We start from the raw sequence: 14,203 nt of genomic DNA on the forward strand, positions 1-14,203 counted from the left end.
GAAGTGTCGTTCCAAGACCCCGCTGTAGCAACAACACGGTCACGGCTTCGCGATGAACATCTTCGATCCGCAAGGTCCGATCGCCGCTGCCCAGAAGACAATTCTGATCGACTCGGTCGGGATCATGCTGGCGATCGTCCTGCCGACGATCGCGGCAATCTTTGCCTTTGCATTCTGGTTTCGCGAGTCCAATCCACGGGCGACCTATCAGCCCCATTGGGCTTATTCCGGCCGCCTCGAGCTCGTGGTGTGGTCGATCCCGACGCTGACGATCATCCTGCTTGGCGGGGTGGCGTGGATTGGATCGCATCAGCTCGATCCCGCCCGGCCCATCGATGGGACCGGCGCGCCGGTCCGCATCCAGGTCGTGTCGCTCGATTGGAAGTGGCTCTTCATCTATCCGGACCAGGGCATCGCAACGGTCAACACGCTGACGGTACCGGTCGGCTCTCCCCTTGATCTTGAGTTGACCTCCGGCAGCGTGATGAACGCGTTCTTCATCCCGCAGCTTGGCAGCATGATCTATACGATGAACGGGATGGTGACGCGGTTGAAGCTGCGCGCCGACAATCAGGGTACCCTTCAGGGCCTGTCGTCTCATTTCAGCGGGGATGGCTTTCCCAATATGATGTTCGACGTTCAGGTCGTACCGCAACTCGAGTTTCCTGATTGGGTGGAACGCACCGCCCGGACCAATCGTGTCTTGAATGCGGAGAGCTATGGAAAGCTCGCCCAGCAGTCAGTCGAGACCGTGACATCGACCTATCGGCTCGAGGATCCGCGGCTGTTCAACGCCATCGTGACCCAGGAGATACCCCCGGGGCCGGGACCGAAGCTGACGTCAGAAAGCGCGCAGTCGCATATCGGAGGCCAAGATGTTCGGTAAGCTGAACTGGTCCGCGATTCCGATCGATCAGCCGATTCCGATGATCGCCTCGGGCGTCGTCGCGCTCGTCATCCTCGGGGTCCTGGTCTGGGTCGTCCTTGCCGGCCACCTGCCATATCTCTGGCGCGAATGGATCACCAGCGTCGATCACAAGCGGATCGGTGTGATGTATACCTTGCTCGCCATGGTCATGCTGCTGCGCGGTTTCTCCGACGCTATCATGATGCGATCGCAGCAGGCAGTTGCCTTCCAGTCGCAAGGCTATCTGCCGCCGGAGCACTACAACCAGATATTCTCCGCGCACGGCACCATCATGATCTTCTTCGTGGCGATGCCGTTCGTGATCGGGCTGATGAATCTGGTGGTGCCGCTGCAGCTCGGCGTGCGGGACGTGGCGTTTCCGACCTTGAATTCCGTCGGCTTCTGGCTCACCGCAACAGGCGCGCTGCTGGTCAACATCTCGCTCGTGGTGGGCGAGTTCGCGCGCACCGGATGGCTGCCTTATCCGCCGCTGTCCGGACTCACTTATTCGCCGGGTGTCGGCGTCGACTATTATCTCTGGGCGCTTCAGATCTCCGGCGTCGGCACGCTGGTTGCCGGCATCAATCTCGTTACCACGGTGCTGAAGCTGCGCACCAGGGGCATGACCTATTTGCGGATGCCAATGTTCTGCTGGACCACGCTCGCCTCGAGTTTGTTGATCGTGGCGGCGTTTCCGATCCTGACAGCAACGCTGGCGATGCTGATTCTCGACCGTTATTTCGGCTTCCATTTCTTCACCAATGAGGCCGGCGGCAACGTGATGATGTTCATGAACCTGATCTGGGCGTGGGGTCACCCCGAGGTCTACATCCTTGTGCTGCCCGCGTTCGGAATCTTCTCCGAGGTGGTCTCGACGTTTTCGGGCAAGCCGCTGTTCGGCTATCGGTCTATGGTGCTCGCAACCATGGCGATCTGCGTCATCTCCTTCATGGTGTGGCTGCACCATTTCTTCACCATGGGGGCCGGTCCCTATGTCAATGCGATCTTCGGGATCGCCAGTATGATCATCGCGGTGCCGACCGGCGTGAAGATCTACAACTGGCTGTTCACGATGTATGGTGGACGGGTGCGGTTCGACACGCCGATGCTGTGGGCGATCGGCTTCATGGTGACGTTCATCCTCGGTGGCCTCACTGGCGTGCTGGTCGCCGTGCCGCCGGCCGATTTCCTGCTTCACAACAGCCTGTTCCTGGTCGCTCACTTTCACAATGTGATCATCGGCGGCGTGCTGTTCGGCGCTTTCGCGGGCTATGCCTACTGGTTTCCAAAGGCGTTCGGCTTCCGCCTGCATGAGGGGCTCGGCAAAGCGGCGTTCTGGTGCTGGCTGATCGGGTTCTACGTTGCGTTCATGCCGCTCTATGCGCTCGGCTTTCTCGGCATGACCCGGCGAATGCAGCACTACGACGTCGCGGAATGGCGGCCGTGGCTCCTGGTCGCGGCCGCCGGCGCCGTCATTATCCTGATCGGAATCATCTTCCAGATAATGCAGCTCACCGTCAGCATTCGTCATCGCGAAGAGCTGCGTGACCGCACCGGCGATCCCTGGGATGGGCGATCGCTGGAATGGGCAACGGCCTCGCCGCCGCCGGCATTCAATTTCGCAATTTCACCTGATGTGACCGGAGAGGATGCCTACTGGTCATTGAAGGCGCATGCCAAGCAGCAGGGCCTCGAGAAGCGCGAGCTCGACTACAAGGATATCGAGATGCCGCGCAATTCCCCGACCGGCTTCGTGTGCGCTTTCTTCGCGACCATCATGGGCTTTGCGTTGATCTGGCACATCTGGTGGATGGTCGCGGCCGGTGCGATCGGCGCCTTCGCGACCTTCGTCGCATTCGCATGGCGGGACCATGACGAATACATCATCCCGGCGAAGGAAGTGGCGCGCATCGACCGCGCCAATATCGAAGAGCGGCGCGCCCTGACCAGCCTGGCGGGAGCCTGAGCCATGGCCGACACGACGCTGGCATATGCTCAAGCCGATCCGCACCGTCTGCGCGGGATCGCGCATGCCGCGGTCGCGCACACGGGACCGGCACCGAAGCGGATCGTCACAGGCTTCGGCTTCTGGATATTCCTGCTCAGCGACATCGTCATGTTCTCGTGCTTCTTCGCGACCTATGCGGTCCTGGTTGACCAGACCGCAGGGGGGCCGAAGGGAGCCGAACTGTTCGATCTCAGAAGAGTCGCGATCGAGACCGTCTTGCTGTTGCTGTCGAGTTTCACCTGCGGGCTCGCCAACATCGCGGCTGACGTCCGAAACAAGCTCTGGTTCCAGGTGGGCATGGCGGCAACCTGCGTCCTCGGGCTCGCCTTTCTCTACCTTGAGGGACGGGAGTTTGCGGACCTGGTCGCACGCGGCGCGGGGCCGACGCGCAGCGCGTTTCTGACCGCCTTCTTCAGTCTGGTCGGTTGCCATGGCCTGCATGTCTCTGCCGGCATCCTCTGGCTGCTGACGATGATGGCGCAAGTGGTCGCCAAGGGCTTTCGGGCCGACATTGGGCGACGCATCATGTGCTTTGCGCTGTTCTGGCACGCGCTCGATATCATCTGGGTCGCGGTATTTTCGGTGGTCTATCTGCTCGGGAGCAAGCCATGAGCGATCAAGCTTCGGAACAGCACCGCATCGATCTGGCACCTGGCGATGAAGGCGAGGGCGGCGTCGGCCTGCGCGTACTCGGCTATGTCACCGGCCTTGGCCTTGCGCTCCTGTTGACGGCGACCTCGTTCTTCGTTGCCGGTACTGACCTCGTCTGGCAGCCGAGCATTCCCGTTGCCATCATCGTGCTGGCGATCGCCCAGATGGGCGTGCATCTGGTCTTCTTCCTTCACCTCACGACCGGTCCTGACAACACCAATAACGTGATGGCGCTTGCCTTCGGCGTGCTCATCGTCTTCCTGGTGATTGGCGGCTCGCTATGGATCATGGCGAACCTCAATCAGAACATGATGCCGATGGACCAGATCATGCAGATGCAGCGCTAGCGCCGCACGCCTCCATGAAGCTGCATCAGGATCGCACGCCGACCGCGGATTTGTGGTCCTGCCGCTTGGACCAGGACGCGTAATAGGCGATGCAGGTCATGCCGAGAATGCCGGCGGCGCTGACCAGCACCTGCATCGCCAGCGACTTGGGGCCTGTGATCAGAACCAGGTGCCCGGCAAATGAAAGGAAGATGCCGGAGCAGAACACCGCCAGCCATTCCTCGCCGCATTTGATGAGGGGCTGCACCGCCTGCAATTGGAGTCCGTACCAGTCGCGAGGTATCAGCATGGTGAAAAAGAACGCCATTGCGAGCAGGTGCAGCACCCGATAGGGAGCGAGGTTCGCCTTGTCGTTGGGCGGAAAGGCATCGAGCACCGAACTGGGTATCATTTCCGCCAGCGCAGGTGATTTCCCGGCCGACATGATCGTCAGGGCGACGAGCAGGTAGATCAACGCGGTGACGCGCAAGGCCGGAAGCTTCTGCATCGCGCGAACCAGGTGTGCATCTCCTGCGCCACCGACCGCGAACCAAGCGCCCAGCACGAACAGCAATTGCCAGCAGAACGGATTGAGATACCAGCCCCCCTCCGGAAAGGCGGTCAGATTCCAGTCGAAGTGCCGCGCCGACAGATAGAGTGCAAAGGATCCAAGCATGGTCAGGCGCGGCCAGCGCATCATGCCGAACAGCACGGCGGGAAGGAACGCCATGAGGACGATGAAGAGCTGCAATACGTCCAGGTTGAGCGGCTTGGCCTGCAGCAGCAAGCCGCGGACGATTACGCGAATCGGGTGCTCGATGAAGTCGGTGATGTTGAATTCGGCGAAGAGATCGGGCGCGGCGGATTGGGCCGCGACATATCCGATCAGGTCGACGTAGACGACGAACAGCACCACATAGGCTGCGTAGAGCTGCCATACCCGCTTGAGCACACGGGTCGCTCCCACGACGAAGCCACGTTCCACAACGATCTTCCCGTACATGATCGCAGCGGCATAGCCGATCACAAATACAAACAGCTCGGTCGCCCCGCTGAATCCAAAGTTCCGCAAGGTCAACGCACTGACGGCGTTGTGCGGAATATGATCCAGGAACAGGGACCAGGTCGCGATGCCGAGCAGAAGGAATATGCGTAGATCGCCGTCGCGCGCCGCGATCTCAGCCTTCACATATGGATTCATTGAGAGCAAGACTTCACAAATTCGGAGCAGCGAATCGCGAATCCATCGCACCCCGCCGCTACTCCGAATAGCCGTTTGGCCGAAGATATTTGATCTGCAGCTGACGAATTAAAGCCGCGGACGATCACGTTTTCGAAATTGGAATGTGATTCATCGCGATTCATGTGAAGGGCCGATCATGCTTGCTCGTGCTTGCGCAGATCGCGGCGATGGTCGAAGGTGCTCGCCTGCAGGTCGGCTTCGGTCGCGCTGATGTCGGGGAGGGCGGCCTCGGCGAGGATATCGGCGGTCACGTCCTCGACAACCGAATCGGAGATTTCGTGGATGAAGCTGATATTCCTGTATTCGCCCGATACAACCCGCGCGATGACCTCGCGCCTTGTGATTTCGGGATCAACGACGGCCTCGCGGCCGCGCCGGCCGTAATCGATCATCACGACGAAATACTGCATGTCGGCCAAATCGGCCACCTCTCTCGACAGGAGTCGATGGCGACATAATTTCCGAAAATCGGAAATTTGTCAAGTGTAATTTCTGAAAATCAGAAATCGGGCGATCTATTTCTCCGGCGTCCGAGGCCCCTGCGTCTTGGCGGCTTTGCGGGACCGTGCGGCCGCCTTGCTGCGCAGTCGCTCGATCTGGCCTCGCGGCAGGGTCACGCAGATTTCGCCGATCCATTCGAGCTTCACCCCGTTGATCGGCTTGGCGTTGAAGCTCGTGAGGTTGACCACCGTCGGCGACTTTCCGCGCTCGATCGTCTTCAGATAGCGCTCGCCGGTCTTCAGGCGAACGGCAGCCTCTTCGCCATAGAAGCTCGAGAGCGGATGTCGCTGCTCGCGATAGACGACAATGATGTCGCCATTCTCGTATTTCGGCAGCATGGAATCGCCCGATACTTCGAATGCGATGATTTCTTCTGCGATCGGGAAGGGTAACTCGACTTCACCGAGCCCCTCGGGCGGCACCTGCTCATATTCCGGCTCGATCGACGCGCCGGCACCGACACGCCCCATGACCGGAACCGAGTTGAGCTCGAGATATTCCATGATCGGTGCAATCTCGGACGCCTTGATCAGGCGTATCCCGGAGAGGATTTCGGAAACAGCGCCGGGGCGAACACCCATCGCCTGCGCGAGCCCACCCTTGGTCTTGCCTGGCTTCCTCAGGCCCCGCTCGATCAATCTGGCGTCCAGCATGGCGTATCCTTCTTTCGAATCCCCAGAAAGCGTAGCAATTCTGATAATCAGAAATCAAGCTTGACTTTATTTCGGAATATCAGAAATTGGCGGGTGAGGCGTCGGGCGCCGAAGGGAAGGACAAGAATCAACAATGGAAGTGACAGGCTGGGCGCCCGAACATTCGGACGCGTTGCGGGAATATCTCGCCCAAGGCATGAGCTTTGCGAAGATTGCCAAGACGATCAACGCCAGATTCAACACCGACTATACGAGAAGCGCCGCGATCGGCCGTGCCAGGCGGCTCGGCCTGTCGACGCCGGACGGTTCGCCACCGGTGACGCCGCGGCCGACGCCAGTGCCGCAGTTGAACAGGTCGAGCGAGCCGCGGGAACGCCAGCCAGGATCGATCGAATTCCCTTGGCCGATGCCTGTGTTCGAGAAGGCGCCGCAGGTCGAGCTCCGTTGTGTCGAGATCGCGCCGCGCCACCTTTCGCTGGTGGAGCTCGAATACGGAGATTGCCGATACCCCTATGGCGGTGACAGCGACGGCGAACCCATCACGTTTTGTGGTCATCGGAGGCGGCCAGGCTCAAGCTACTGGCACGCCCCATTTCCACTTGAGCCGCAATCCGGAGCCGTCACCGAGCACCGCGCCGCTGCACCTAAGCGAGCCGGCATAGCGGCGTACGCGCCTCCCACCTCATCCATCTTGCTAGCGATCCGTCTTGCCGCCGGCGAGATGGTCCCGGTTGAATTTTGCCCTGAAGGAGCCAAGCCATGCCGCGCGCCAAACGCAAGAAACCATATCATCCCGCAAGAGCACATGACCGCCGCGCACAGGATTTGCCGTACAACGCCGAAGTCGCTACCGTTGAGGTCGACGGTCCACTTGCGCTCGAGCCGGGAGACAAAGTCGTTGCGCTGCGCTCGGTCCGCAACGATCCGCTCGGACGCCTACATTCGCACCGTCAGATCGATGATACCCAGTTTCGAGGTGGCCGCGCGTTCCAGAGTGATTGGGAGAAGGCCGAGCGTGGGCCGCGCGCGGTCGACACGACCAGGGAATATGTCGATGGTGGCACGCAGCGCGAGCCGATCACCGAGGCCCAGCGCAGGGCGGTATCGCGGCTCAACTGGGTCGAGCGCGAACTCGGCGCCGACGGTACTGGTGCACGAAGTCCTGATCCTCGGCATGACCATGGAGCAGGTCGGCGAGCGGCGGGGACTGCGAACCCAGCGCTGGAACGATTACTTTGCGCGGCGCCTCAAGGAATGTCTCGACCGGCTGGCGCTAATCTACGGCTTTGCGACGCCGCATCCCGTTCCCGTCAAAAGCCTCCAGCGCTGAAGCGGAGCGGCTGCACCACGTCATAGGCGGCTTTGGTCAATGGCAAGGCATAGTCAACGGTGAGGGCGCCGAAGGGGGAGGCCCAAGTGAGGCCCATGCCGACCGAGGAGCGCACGACGTTTTTATTGCCAACTTGCAGCGCGGTGCCGCCCACGCTGGTCGGACCGCTATAACGGAATACACTTCCGGCATCGACGAAAGCCGATGCCTTGAGGCCGTATTCGTCCGGCACGCCGGGAATTCCGCTCTGTAGTTCCGCCGTCGTCGCCCAATAGGCACTGCCGCCAACGTTATCCATGGTGGTGCCAGGCGTCAGATCACGTGGGCCGAAGCCGTTGGTGGCAAAGCCCCGGACCAAGTTCGGACCGCCGAAAAAGCTGTTCATCAGCGGCACCTGCTGACCGCCCCAGCCAGTGACGTAGCCGCCCTGAGCGCGGACCATGCCGACGAGGTCGCCCGCGAGTGATTGATAGTAGCGCGCGTCTTCGCTGGTCCGCAGGAACTTCACGTCACCGCCGAGGCCGGCCAGATCCTGGCTCAGTTGCGACCTCAATCCGCTCGTAGGGCTCTTGTTGTTGTCGAGCGTGCTGTAGGTCGAGGTCGAACCAACGGCGGAGACCCAGGCTGGCCCATTAGCGGCGGCCTGCTGGACAGCGAGGGAAGGGGGCAAGCCGGAGCTGGTCGGGCCGAGCGAGATGTCCTGGTTGTAGATCGAGTAACGCCATTGCACGCCGAGCTGCTCGGTGATCGGCGTGCCCAATTGCAGGGTCGAGCCATAGGTCGTGCTGTTGTAGGACTGGTAGCTGCTCACCTCGCTCTGCCGGCCGAACAGTTCGATTCCCGCCGACACCTTGGTGCCGAGGAAATAGGGCTCTGACGCCGCGAGGTCGATGCCGCGGGCGTATTGGCCATAGCTCACAGAGGCCTGAACGTTCTTTCCGGTCCCATAGAAATTGCGGTCGCCCACCTTGACCTCGACCAGCGCGCCGTCAGTGCTCGAGTAGCCGCCGGAGATGTTGAACTCGCCGGTTGCCTGTTCCACGGTCTCGACATCGAGCACGACGCGGTCAGGCGTTGAGCCAGGCCGATTGGTGATCTTGACGGTCTTGAAGTAGTTCAAGTTCTTCAATCGCCGCTCCGCGCGATCGATCAGCGTCTTGTTGTAGGGATCGCCCTCGGCGATGTCGAACTCGCGTCGGATCACATAGTCGCGCGTGTGGGTGTTGCCGTGGATCTCGATGCGCTCGACATAGGTGTGCGGCCCCTGGTCGATCACGAACGTGACATCGATCCGCTGTGCGGCGGCATCGCGTGCGATGCGCGTCACCGCCTGCGCAAAGGGATAACCGAGCTTGGCCATCTCGACGGCAAGGAGTTCGGTGCTCTTGTCCAGCGCGTTGCCGTCAAACACCGCGCCGGCGCGAGCGGGCGCGACCCCGCGCAGTTTTTGCGGATCGAGCCCGGGAATGTTGCAGGCGATGCTGACATCGCCGAAGTGATAGAGTGGGCCTTCATCGATCACAAAAGTGACTGCAAATCCCTTGGCCGCTGGATCGTATTCGGCCGTTGCCGAGCGAACGGCGGCATCCACATAGCCCTTACTGCGATAATAGAGACGCAACTGCTCCTGATCCTGCGCGACGCGGTCCGGATCGTAGACGTCGCCGCCGGTCAGAAAACTGAGCATGTTGGTGGCCGACGTCTTGATCACGGCGTTGAGCTGGCGTGCGCCGAATGTCCGATTGCCGACAAACTTGATCTGGCGTACGGGCGTTTTCGCACCCTCCGTGATCACATAAACGAGATCGACGCGGCTGTTGCCGCGGTCGATGATCTCGGGCGCGACGCGGACGTCGTCGCGTCCGGCATGGCGGTAAACTTCGATGATACGGCCGACGTCCGACTGTACCGTTGCACGCTGCAGGCTGCCGTGCGGCTTGGACTCGATCGCGGCGGCCAGATCGGCATCCTCTATTCTCCTGTTACCCTCGAAGGCGACACGGTCGAGGATTGGCGCTTCCGCTACACGCACCGTCAGACCATCGCCGGTACGCTCGATCGAGACTTTCTCGAACAGGCCCGTTGTGACCAGCGCCTTCAAGGCTTCATCGCGCGCGGCTTCATCGAGCCGGCCGTTCGGCCCTGGACGAAAGTAGGAGCGTACGGTATCGGCCTCGACCCGGCGATTGCCTTCGACGATAATTGTCGCTGTTGGCGCCGGCACGCCCTCGGCGGCAAGCGGTGCGGCCGCGTTCAACAGGGCTGCGGCGGCGACAAGCACCGAGCCGATCAGGCGCAGCCTCGATGGTTGCCGATACAGCGTGATGCGCTCGAGCTTCACGTCCCTTACGGTCTCCCATTGACGGGCGATATCGAATTGCCGGTGCCGGGCAAAACGATGTCGCATCTGGGGTGAGTTGCAGGCTGGAATCGGCCGCCCGCCATAATTTTAGCGCGCATATTTAACCTGGCGGTTCTCAGAATTGTCGCAATGGCCGCATCAGCTTTGCAGCACAAAGTCCGAGATGTTGGTGCGGTGATACATCAACGCTCGCCAGGAGTGCCGGATGCGTTACGCAGCTCTCGTCGTAAGCTCCCTGCTGCTGATGCAATCGGCGCATGCGGAGAAGACGCCTGACATCGACCCGCGCGCCTCGCTCGCCGTGGTCCAGCAGTGGATCTATAATTATCGCGCCAAGCCGGATTACGCCCATGTGCCGGCCGCGGTGCGCATTCTCTTCCATTCGCAAAGCTTCAAGGAGCCGGAAAATGCCGGCATCTATCTCGGCTTTATCGCCGGTGCGATCGGCTCCAATCCGGAAAAGGCCGACCAACTGGTTGCGAGTTTCTTCCCCGTCGCGCCGGAAGATGAATGGGTGATCGTGCGCGCAATCGCCTATTCCGGGCTGGTTGACTGGCGGAATATCCTGTGCAGGGTCGCGGCGCGAATGCCGGGGCGCCGCGTGATGATTGACAGCTACCTTTCGGGCAGGCTGCCGACACTCAACGATATTCCACTCGAGGAGGCGACTCCCGGGATGATGGACAAGCTCCGCGTCGCGTTTACGCGCAATCCGTTCTCCAAGGAGGAGAGGAAGCTGAACACAAAGCTGACCTTTGCCACCAACCAGGATCTCCTGGACACGCTATGGGGATATTATTTTGCGACCGGCTCCCATGTTCCGATCCAGCGCATCATCGAAATGCTGCCGTGGAGCAGGAGTCGTGATACCGTTGACAAGCTCACGGTCGGCAGCATGGCGCGCTATACGCTGGCAAGCTATGCGATCCGCGACGCCAGCCTGCGTGAATTCCTGCGCAACGAACTGGCGCGGCAGAAACCGCCGATCAAGGCGCCGCTCGCGGAGGTCGTCGATGCGGCCGATACGGTGGAGATCGCGGCGCTGCGCAAGGATGCCCTTGCGGCCGTCGACGAACTCAAGGCTAAGGGCTCGGATAGCCGGCGCAATCTGGACTTCTGGGGCCAGGTTGGCGTCGGCGCGCTCTCGCTCGGGTGCGTCTCGGCTGCGGCGCTCGGGCAGGTCGCGATCGGCATCCCCTGCGTGATCGGTGGCTCGGCTTCGCAGGGACTGTTGGAGTTCTGGGAAAAGCAGCAATGAGGCTCGATCGGGCGTGGTGCCCTTTCTCGCCGCGGAATATCGGCGGTCTGAGCCGGTAGCCATGTCAGGCTGATATCCCGCCCTGCAAAATCCGGGTTTGGCCTCACCTTGGTGCTTCGCTAGAAAGTCGTGGCGTCGCTCTTGGCGACCACGGGTGTTTGCCCGTGAACTGACAATAAGAGGAAACACCCAACCATGACCGCTGGACCACAATTGCTCGAGCGCGCGCCGCGCGCAAAGGGCGAACCGACCGCCCTCGATGGTCTGCTGGTTATCGATTTCACCCGCGTGGTTGCCGGTCCCGCCTGTACGCAGACGCTTGCCGACTTCGGCGCGGAGGTCATCAAGGTCGAAAATCCAGATGGTGGCGACGACACGCGCGCCTATGAGCATGCGGAAATCGGCGGCGAGAGCGCGGCCTATCTCAGCCTCAACCGCAACAAGCGGGGTATTGCGCTCGACTTCACCAATCCCGCAGCGCTCGAGGTGGTGCGCGAACTCATCGCCAAGGCTGATGTCGTGGTGGAGAATTTCTCCGGCGGCGTGATGAAGAAGTTCGGCCTCGACTATGCTTCGGTGGCGCCGAGCAATCCGCGACTGATCTATTGCTCGATCTCGGCCTATGGCCGCAAGGGCGAGTTTGCCCTGCGACCGGGGTTCGATCCGATCACGCAGGCCGAAAGCGGCTTCATGTCGCTGAACGGTTTTCCCGATAGTGAGCCGGTGCGGACCGGTCCGCCGATCGTCGACATGGCAACCGGCATGTCGGCCTGCAACGCGATCCTGCTTGCCTTGCTGGCGCGCGACCGCCTCGGGCGCGGCCAGCATGTCGAGGTCGCGCTGATCGATATGGCGGTAGCGATGACCGGATTTTACGGCATGGCCTATCTGATCAGCGGGCAAAATCCCGGTCGCTTCGGCAATTCGCCGAACGGTTCGCCGACAGTCGGCCTTTACCAGGCCGCCGATGGTCCGCTCTACATGGCCTGCGCCAACGACCGGCTGTACCGCCGCCTCGTCACCGAAGTGTTCGGCCGGCCGGATCTCATCACCCATCCCGATTTCGCACACCGCAAGAACCGGACCGCAAACAAAGAGAAGCTGCGCGCGATCATTGCCGGCATCTTTGCCACCGACAGGCTCGAAAACTGGATGGCGAAGATGAAGAAGGCCAATATTCCGGTCGGCTATCTGCGCACAGTCGAGCAGGGGTTCAATGCGCCGGAAGTGCGCGACCGTGATCGCCTCAGCAGGATTCCGCACCCGACCGCGGGCTTCGTTCCCAATATCGAGACGCCGATCGGGATGAGCGTTACGCCGACCGTCGATCCGGTTGCCGCGCCGCTGCTTGGCCAGCACACCAGGGACGTGCTGCGCGCCACGCTCGGCTATGACGACGGCCGTATCGCGGCGCTGAAGAAAGCTGGAGCGTTCGGGAAGACGGACTAAGCTGACCATCGTCTGGCGGATCGGCCTGGGCACGCTCCGCCGGCGATCTCTGGAGCATATTCGGTTCTGATTGAATCAGAACCGGAGCTCTAGATTCTTGTTTTGACGCGTTTTCTTCATGCGAACCGGCATCCACTTCGCTCGAAAACGCTGTAGCCTTGGGCCGATCTCGCTTTTCGAGCCAGCCAAGCGACAGCTTCAGTTCGGCTTGCTGCGGAGTTTGTTGTTTGGCCTCTCGTCCGCTTCCTTGTGCTCGGCCCGGTCGATCTCGAGCCGCGCCATCCGCAGTATCAAGGTGGCCGTGGTCAGACCGAGGCGTTCGGCCTCCTGGGCTGCGGTTTCAACCTTCTTCGCCAAGCCGTCGCGTTTGCCTGGATATGCCATAAATTCTTCCTCTCTTAATAAGTGGATTAACAATCCAGTTGTGTTGTGGAGCTGCAGTAGATAGCTCGGAGCTCCGTCGAGCGAAACGATCAGTTCCGCGCCATGTTGGCGGGTGGCTGGGTCGCGATTGCATAGACCGCACCGCCTTCGAGCGCTTCCGATTGGTGGACCGTGCCGGCCGGGAGGAAGATGGTATCGCCGGCGCTGACGATGCGCTGACCGCCATCCCAGGTGAAATTCAGCCTGCCGCTGATGATCATCAGGATCTCGTCGACCGGATGGGTGTGGAAGCTATGGACCTTGCCCGCAACGTCATGCTGCAGTTCGATCGAGCCTTGTTCCGGAAGCAGGTTGAGGATCGCCGGATCGATCGCGAATTCGGTCTTCTGACCTGTAACAATCCTGGTCATGCCGCTTGCTCCGTGTTGCTGGTGTGAGCCGACTTGTTCTGCGCGAGCTTGGCGAAGGGGCAGCCCCCTACGGAATGGTTGTCGTCCTGCAGGAAATATTGCTGGTACTCGCGCCCGTTGGTCGCGCCGTAGCGTCCGAGCAGCGGCGAGGGACTGGTGCTGTCGTAGGGAATGAGCCGTTTGCGCACTTCCGCGGATGCCGCATTGGCCGCCTTTTCCGTTCCGAGGATCTTTTCGAACACCCACCGCGGCTGGAAGGTCAGCATGAACGCGCTGGAGCGACGGCTCTGGCGCATCACATGCGCGGGCGTCGTGCACACCACGAAGATCGGTTCGCCGGCGAAGGAGAATTCCCACATCGGATCGTCCAACTGCTCGGGGATGTCGGCTGGCCAAGCAGACTTGTCCAGCCGCGCAAGCTGGTCCAGCGTCGACCACATCTTGCGAGAATAGGCGTCAAGCGTTTGTACCGGGCGCGGCCGCGTAAACATGATCAGTGAAGTATTGGGGCCGAACGAGCGGGCTTGCGAGACATAATGCGCGAGCTGTTCTCCGAGCACTTCGACATCGTAAGGATCGAGGAACAGGTAGCGGAGCTGATCCTGGCGATAACCGGCTACGCCGAACACGCAGGGGAACGGTCTCGCTTCGCTGCTCATCTGCGCTTCGAACTCGGCGAACATCACGCTTTGCCAACTGCTCACCGCAAATTTCGACGCGA

At 61.1% G+C, this 14,203-nt stretch carries 13 protein-coding genes and 2 pseudogenes; 8 read left to right on the top strand and 7 right to left on the bottom strand.

The features are described 5' to 3' along the window. Positions 1-52 precede the first annotated feature (52 nt). From AC5ZGW_RS21545 to cyoD, 4 genes are read left to right on the top strand one after another with little or no spacing between them, the layout of a single operon-like run. Complete coding sequence (locus AC5ZGW_RS21545) at positions 53-886, top strand: cytochrome ubiquinol oxidase subunit II (protein WP_130223644.1); 834 nt, start codon at positions 53-55, stop codon at positions 884-886. Further along, positions 876-2,873, top strand: a complete 1,998-nt coding sequence (gene cyoB / locus AC5ZGW_RS21550; RefSeq protein ID WP_130223642.1) for a cytochrome o ubiquinol oxidase subunit I — start codon at positions 876-878, stop codon at positions 2,871-2,873. Before AC5ZGW_RS21545 ends, cyoB begins: the two co-directional genes overlap by 11 nt. 3 nt (positions 2,874-2,876) lie before the next feature. Beyond that, positions 2,877-3,527 carry a cytochrome (ubi)quinol oxidase subunit III gene (locus tag AC5ZGW_RS21555; RefSeq protein WP_130223640.1) on the top strand — a complete coding sequence of 217 codons (651 nt, stop codon included), beginning with the start codon at positions 2,877-2,879 and terminating at the stop codon, positions 3,525-3,527. Beyond that, positions 3,524-3,913 carry a cytochrome o ubiquinol oxidase subunit IV gene (gene cyoD, locus AC5ZGW_RS21560; RefSeq protein WP_130223638.1) on the top strand — a complete coding sequence of 130 codons (390 nt, stop codon included), beginning with the start codon at positions 3,524-3,526 and terminating at the stop codon, positions 3,911-3,913. Before AC5ZGW_RS21555 ends, cyoD begins: the two co-directional genes overlap by 4 nt. Positions 3,914-3,938: 25 nt before the next feature. Here cyoD and AC5ZGW_RS21565 read toward each other — a convergent pair whose 3' ends face one another. The 3 genes from AC5ZGW_RS21565 to AC5ZGW_RS21575 form a co-directional block, all read right to left on the bottom strand. After that, entirely contained in the window at positions 3,939-5,093 is a 1,155-nt protein-coding gene (locus AC5ZGW_RS21565) for an OpgC domain-containing protein (protein WP_130223636.1), read from the bottom strand. 176 nt (positions 5,094-5,269) lie between these two features. Beyond that, complete coding sequence (locus AC5ZGW_RS21570) at positions 5,270-5,545, bottom strand: hypothetical protein (RefSeq protein ID WP_130223719.1); 276 nt, start codon at positions 5,543-5,545, stop codon at positions 5,270-5,272. 105 nt (positions 5,546-5,650) lie between these two features. After that, entirely contained in the window at positions 5,651-6,289 is a 639-nt protein-coding gene (locus tag AC5ZGW_RS21575; protein WP_130223634.1) for a S24 family peptidase, read from the bottom strand. 196 nt (positions 6,290-6,485) lie between these two features. Here AC5ZGW_RS21575 and AC5ZGW_RS21580 point away from each other — a divergent pair. Both AC5ZGW_RS21580 and AC5ZGW_RS21585 read left to right on the top strand, forming a co-directional pair. Next, a pseudogene (locus AC5ZGW_RS21580) lies at positions 6,486-6,812 on the top strand (GcrA family cell cycle regulator); the annotation flags it as partial. 236 nt (positions 6,813-7,048) lie between these two features. Then, a pseudogene (locus AC5ZGW_RS21585) lies at positions 7,049-7,619 on the top strand (hypothetical protein). Here the strand turns inward: AC5ZGW_RS21585 and bamA are convergent. After that, positions 7,600-10,026, bottom strand: a complete 2,427-nt coding sequence (gene bamA, locus AC5ZGW_RS21590; RefSeq protein ID WP_130223632.1) for an outer membrane protein assembly factor BamA — start codon at positions 10,024-10,026, stop codon at positions 7,600-7,602. The pseudogene AC5ZGW_RS21585 and the gene bamA sit on opposite strands and share 20 nt — an antisense overlap. Before the next feature lie 160 nt (positions 10,027-10,186). Here bamA and AC5ZGW_RS21595 point away from each other — a divergent pair, with 160 nt between their 5' ends. Both AC5ZGW_RS21595 and AC5ZGW_RS21600 read left to right on the top strand, forming a co-directional pair. Continuing rightward, complete coding sequence (locus AC5ZGW_RS21595) at positions 10,187-11,239, top strand: hypothetical protein (protein WP_130223630.1); 1,053 nt, start codon at positions 10,187-10,189, stop codon at positions 11,237-11,239. Positions 11,240-11,434: 195 nt separating this feature from the next. Beyond that, positions 11,435-12,688 carry a CaiB/BaiF CoA transferase family protein gene (locus AC5ZGW_RS21600; protein ID WP_130223628.1) on the top strand — a complete coding sequence of 418 codons (1,254 nt, stop codon included), beginning with the start codon at positions 11,435-11,437 and terminating at the stop codon, positions 12,686-12,688. Between the two features lie 198 nt (positions 12,689-12,886). Here AC5ZGW_RS21600 and AC5ZGW_RS21605 read toward each other — a convergent pair whose 3' ends face one another. The 3 genes from AC5ZGW_RS21605 to AC5ZGW_RS21615 form a co-directional block, all read right to left on the bottom strand. Continuing rightward, the gene (locus AC5ZGW_RS21605; protein ID WP_245474543.1) at positions 12,887-13,045 is read right to left on the bottom strand and encodes a hypothetical protein; all 159 of its coding nucleotides are present in this window, start codon (positions 13,043-13,045) and stop codon (positions 12,887-12,889) included. A 116-nt stretch (positions 13,046-13,161) separates the two neighbouring features. Beyond that, positions 13,162-13,482: a cupin domain-containing protein gene (locus tag AC5ZGW_RS21610; protein WP_130223626.1), complete on the bottom strand. Its 321-nt coding sequence runs from the start codon at positions 13,480-13,482 to the stop codon at positions 13,162-13,164. Continuing rightward, on the bottom strand, positions 13,479-14,186 hold the full coding sequence (locus AC5ZGW_RS21615; protein WP_245474542.1) for a YqcI/YcgG family protein: 708 nt from the start codon (positions 14,184-14,186) through the stop codon (positions 13,479-13,481). Before AC5ZGW_RS21615 ends, AC5ZGW_RS21610 begins: the two co-directional genes overlap by 4 nt. Positions 14,187-14,203 lie beyond the last annotated feature (17 nt).

It is taken from the genome of Bradyrhizobium sp. Crot121, from assembly GCF_059512385.1.

Excerpts from the sequence above, each read along its gene's own strand:
- AC5ZGW_RS21545 (WP_130223644.1), top strand. The coding sequence starts at position 53 with ATGAACATCTTCGATCCGCAAGGTCCGATCGCCGCTGCCCAGAAGACA.
- cyoB (WP_130223642.1), top strand. The coding sequence starts at position 876 with ATGTTCGGTAAGCTGAACTGGTCCGCGATTCCGATCGATCAGCCGATT.
- AC5ZGW_RS21555 (WP_130223640.1), top strand. The coding sequence starts at position 2,877 with ATGGCCGACACGACGCTGGCATATGCTCAAGCCGATCCGCACCGTCTG.
- cyoD (WP_130223638.1), top strand. The coding sequence starts at position 3,524 with ATGAGCGATCAAGCTTCGGAACAGCACCGCATCGATCTGGCACCTGGC.
- AC5ZGW_RS21565 (WP_130223636.1), bottom strand. The coding sequence starts at position 5,093 with ATGAATCCATATGTGAAGGCTGAGATCGCGGCGCGCGACGGCGATCTA.
- AC5ZGW_RS21570 (WP_130223719.1), bottom strand. The coding sequence starts at position 5,545 with ATGCAGTATTTCGTCGTGATGATCGATTACGGCCGGCGCGGCCGCGAG.
- AC5ZGW_RS21575 (WP_130223634.1), bottom strand. The coding sequence starts at position 6,289 with ATGCTGGACGCCAGATTGATCGAGCGGGGCCTGAGGAAGCCAGGCAAG.
- bamA (WP_130223632.1), bottom strand. The coding sequence starts at position 10,026 with ATGCGACATCGTTTTGCCCGGCACCGGCAATTCGATATCGCCCGTCAA.
- AC5ZGW_RS21595 (WP_130223630.1), top strand. The coding sequence starts at position 10,187 with ATGCGTTACGCAGCTCTCGTCGTAAGCTCCCTGCTGCTGATGCAATCG.
- AC5ZGW_RS21600 (WP_130223628.1), top strand. The coding sequence starts at position 11,435 with ATGACCGCTGGACCACAATTGCTCGAGCGCGCGCCGCGCGCAAAGGGC.
- AC5ZGW_RS21610 (WP_130223626.1), bottom strand. The coding sequence starts at position 13,482 with ATGACCAGGATTGTTACAGGTCAGAAGACCGAATTCGCGATCGATCCG.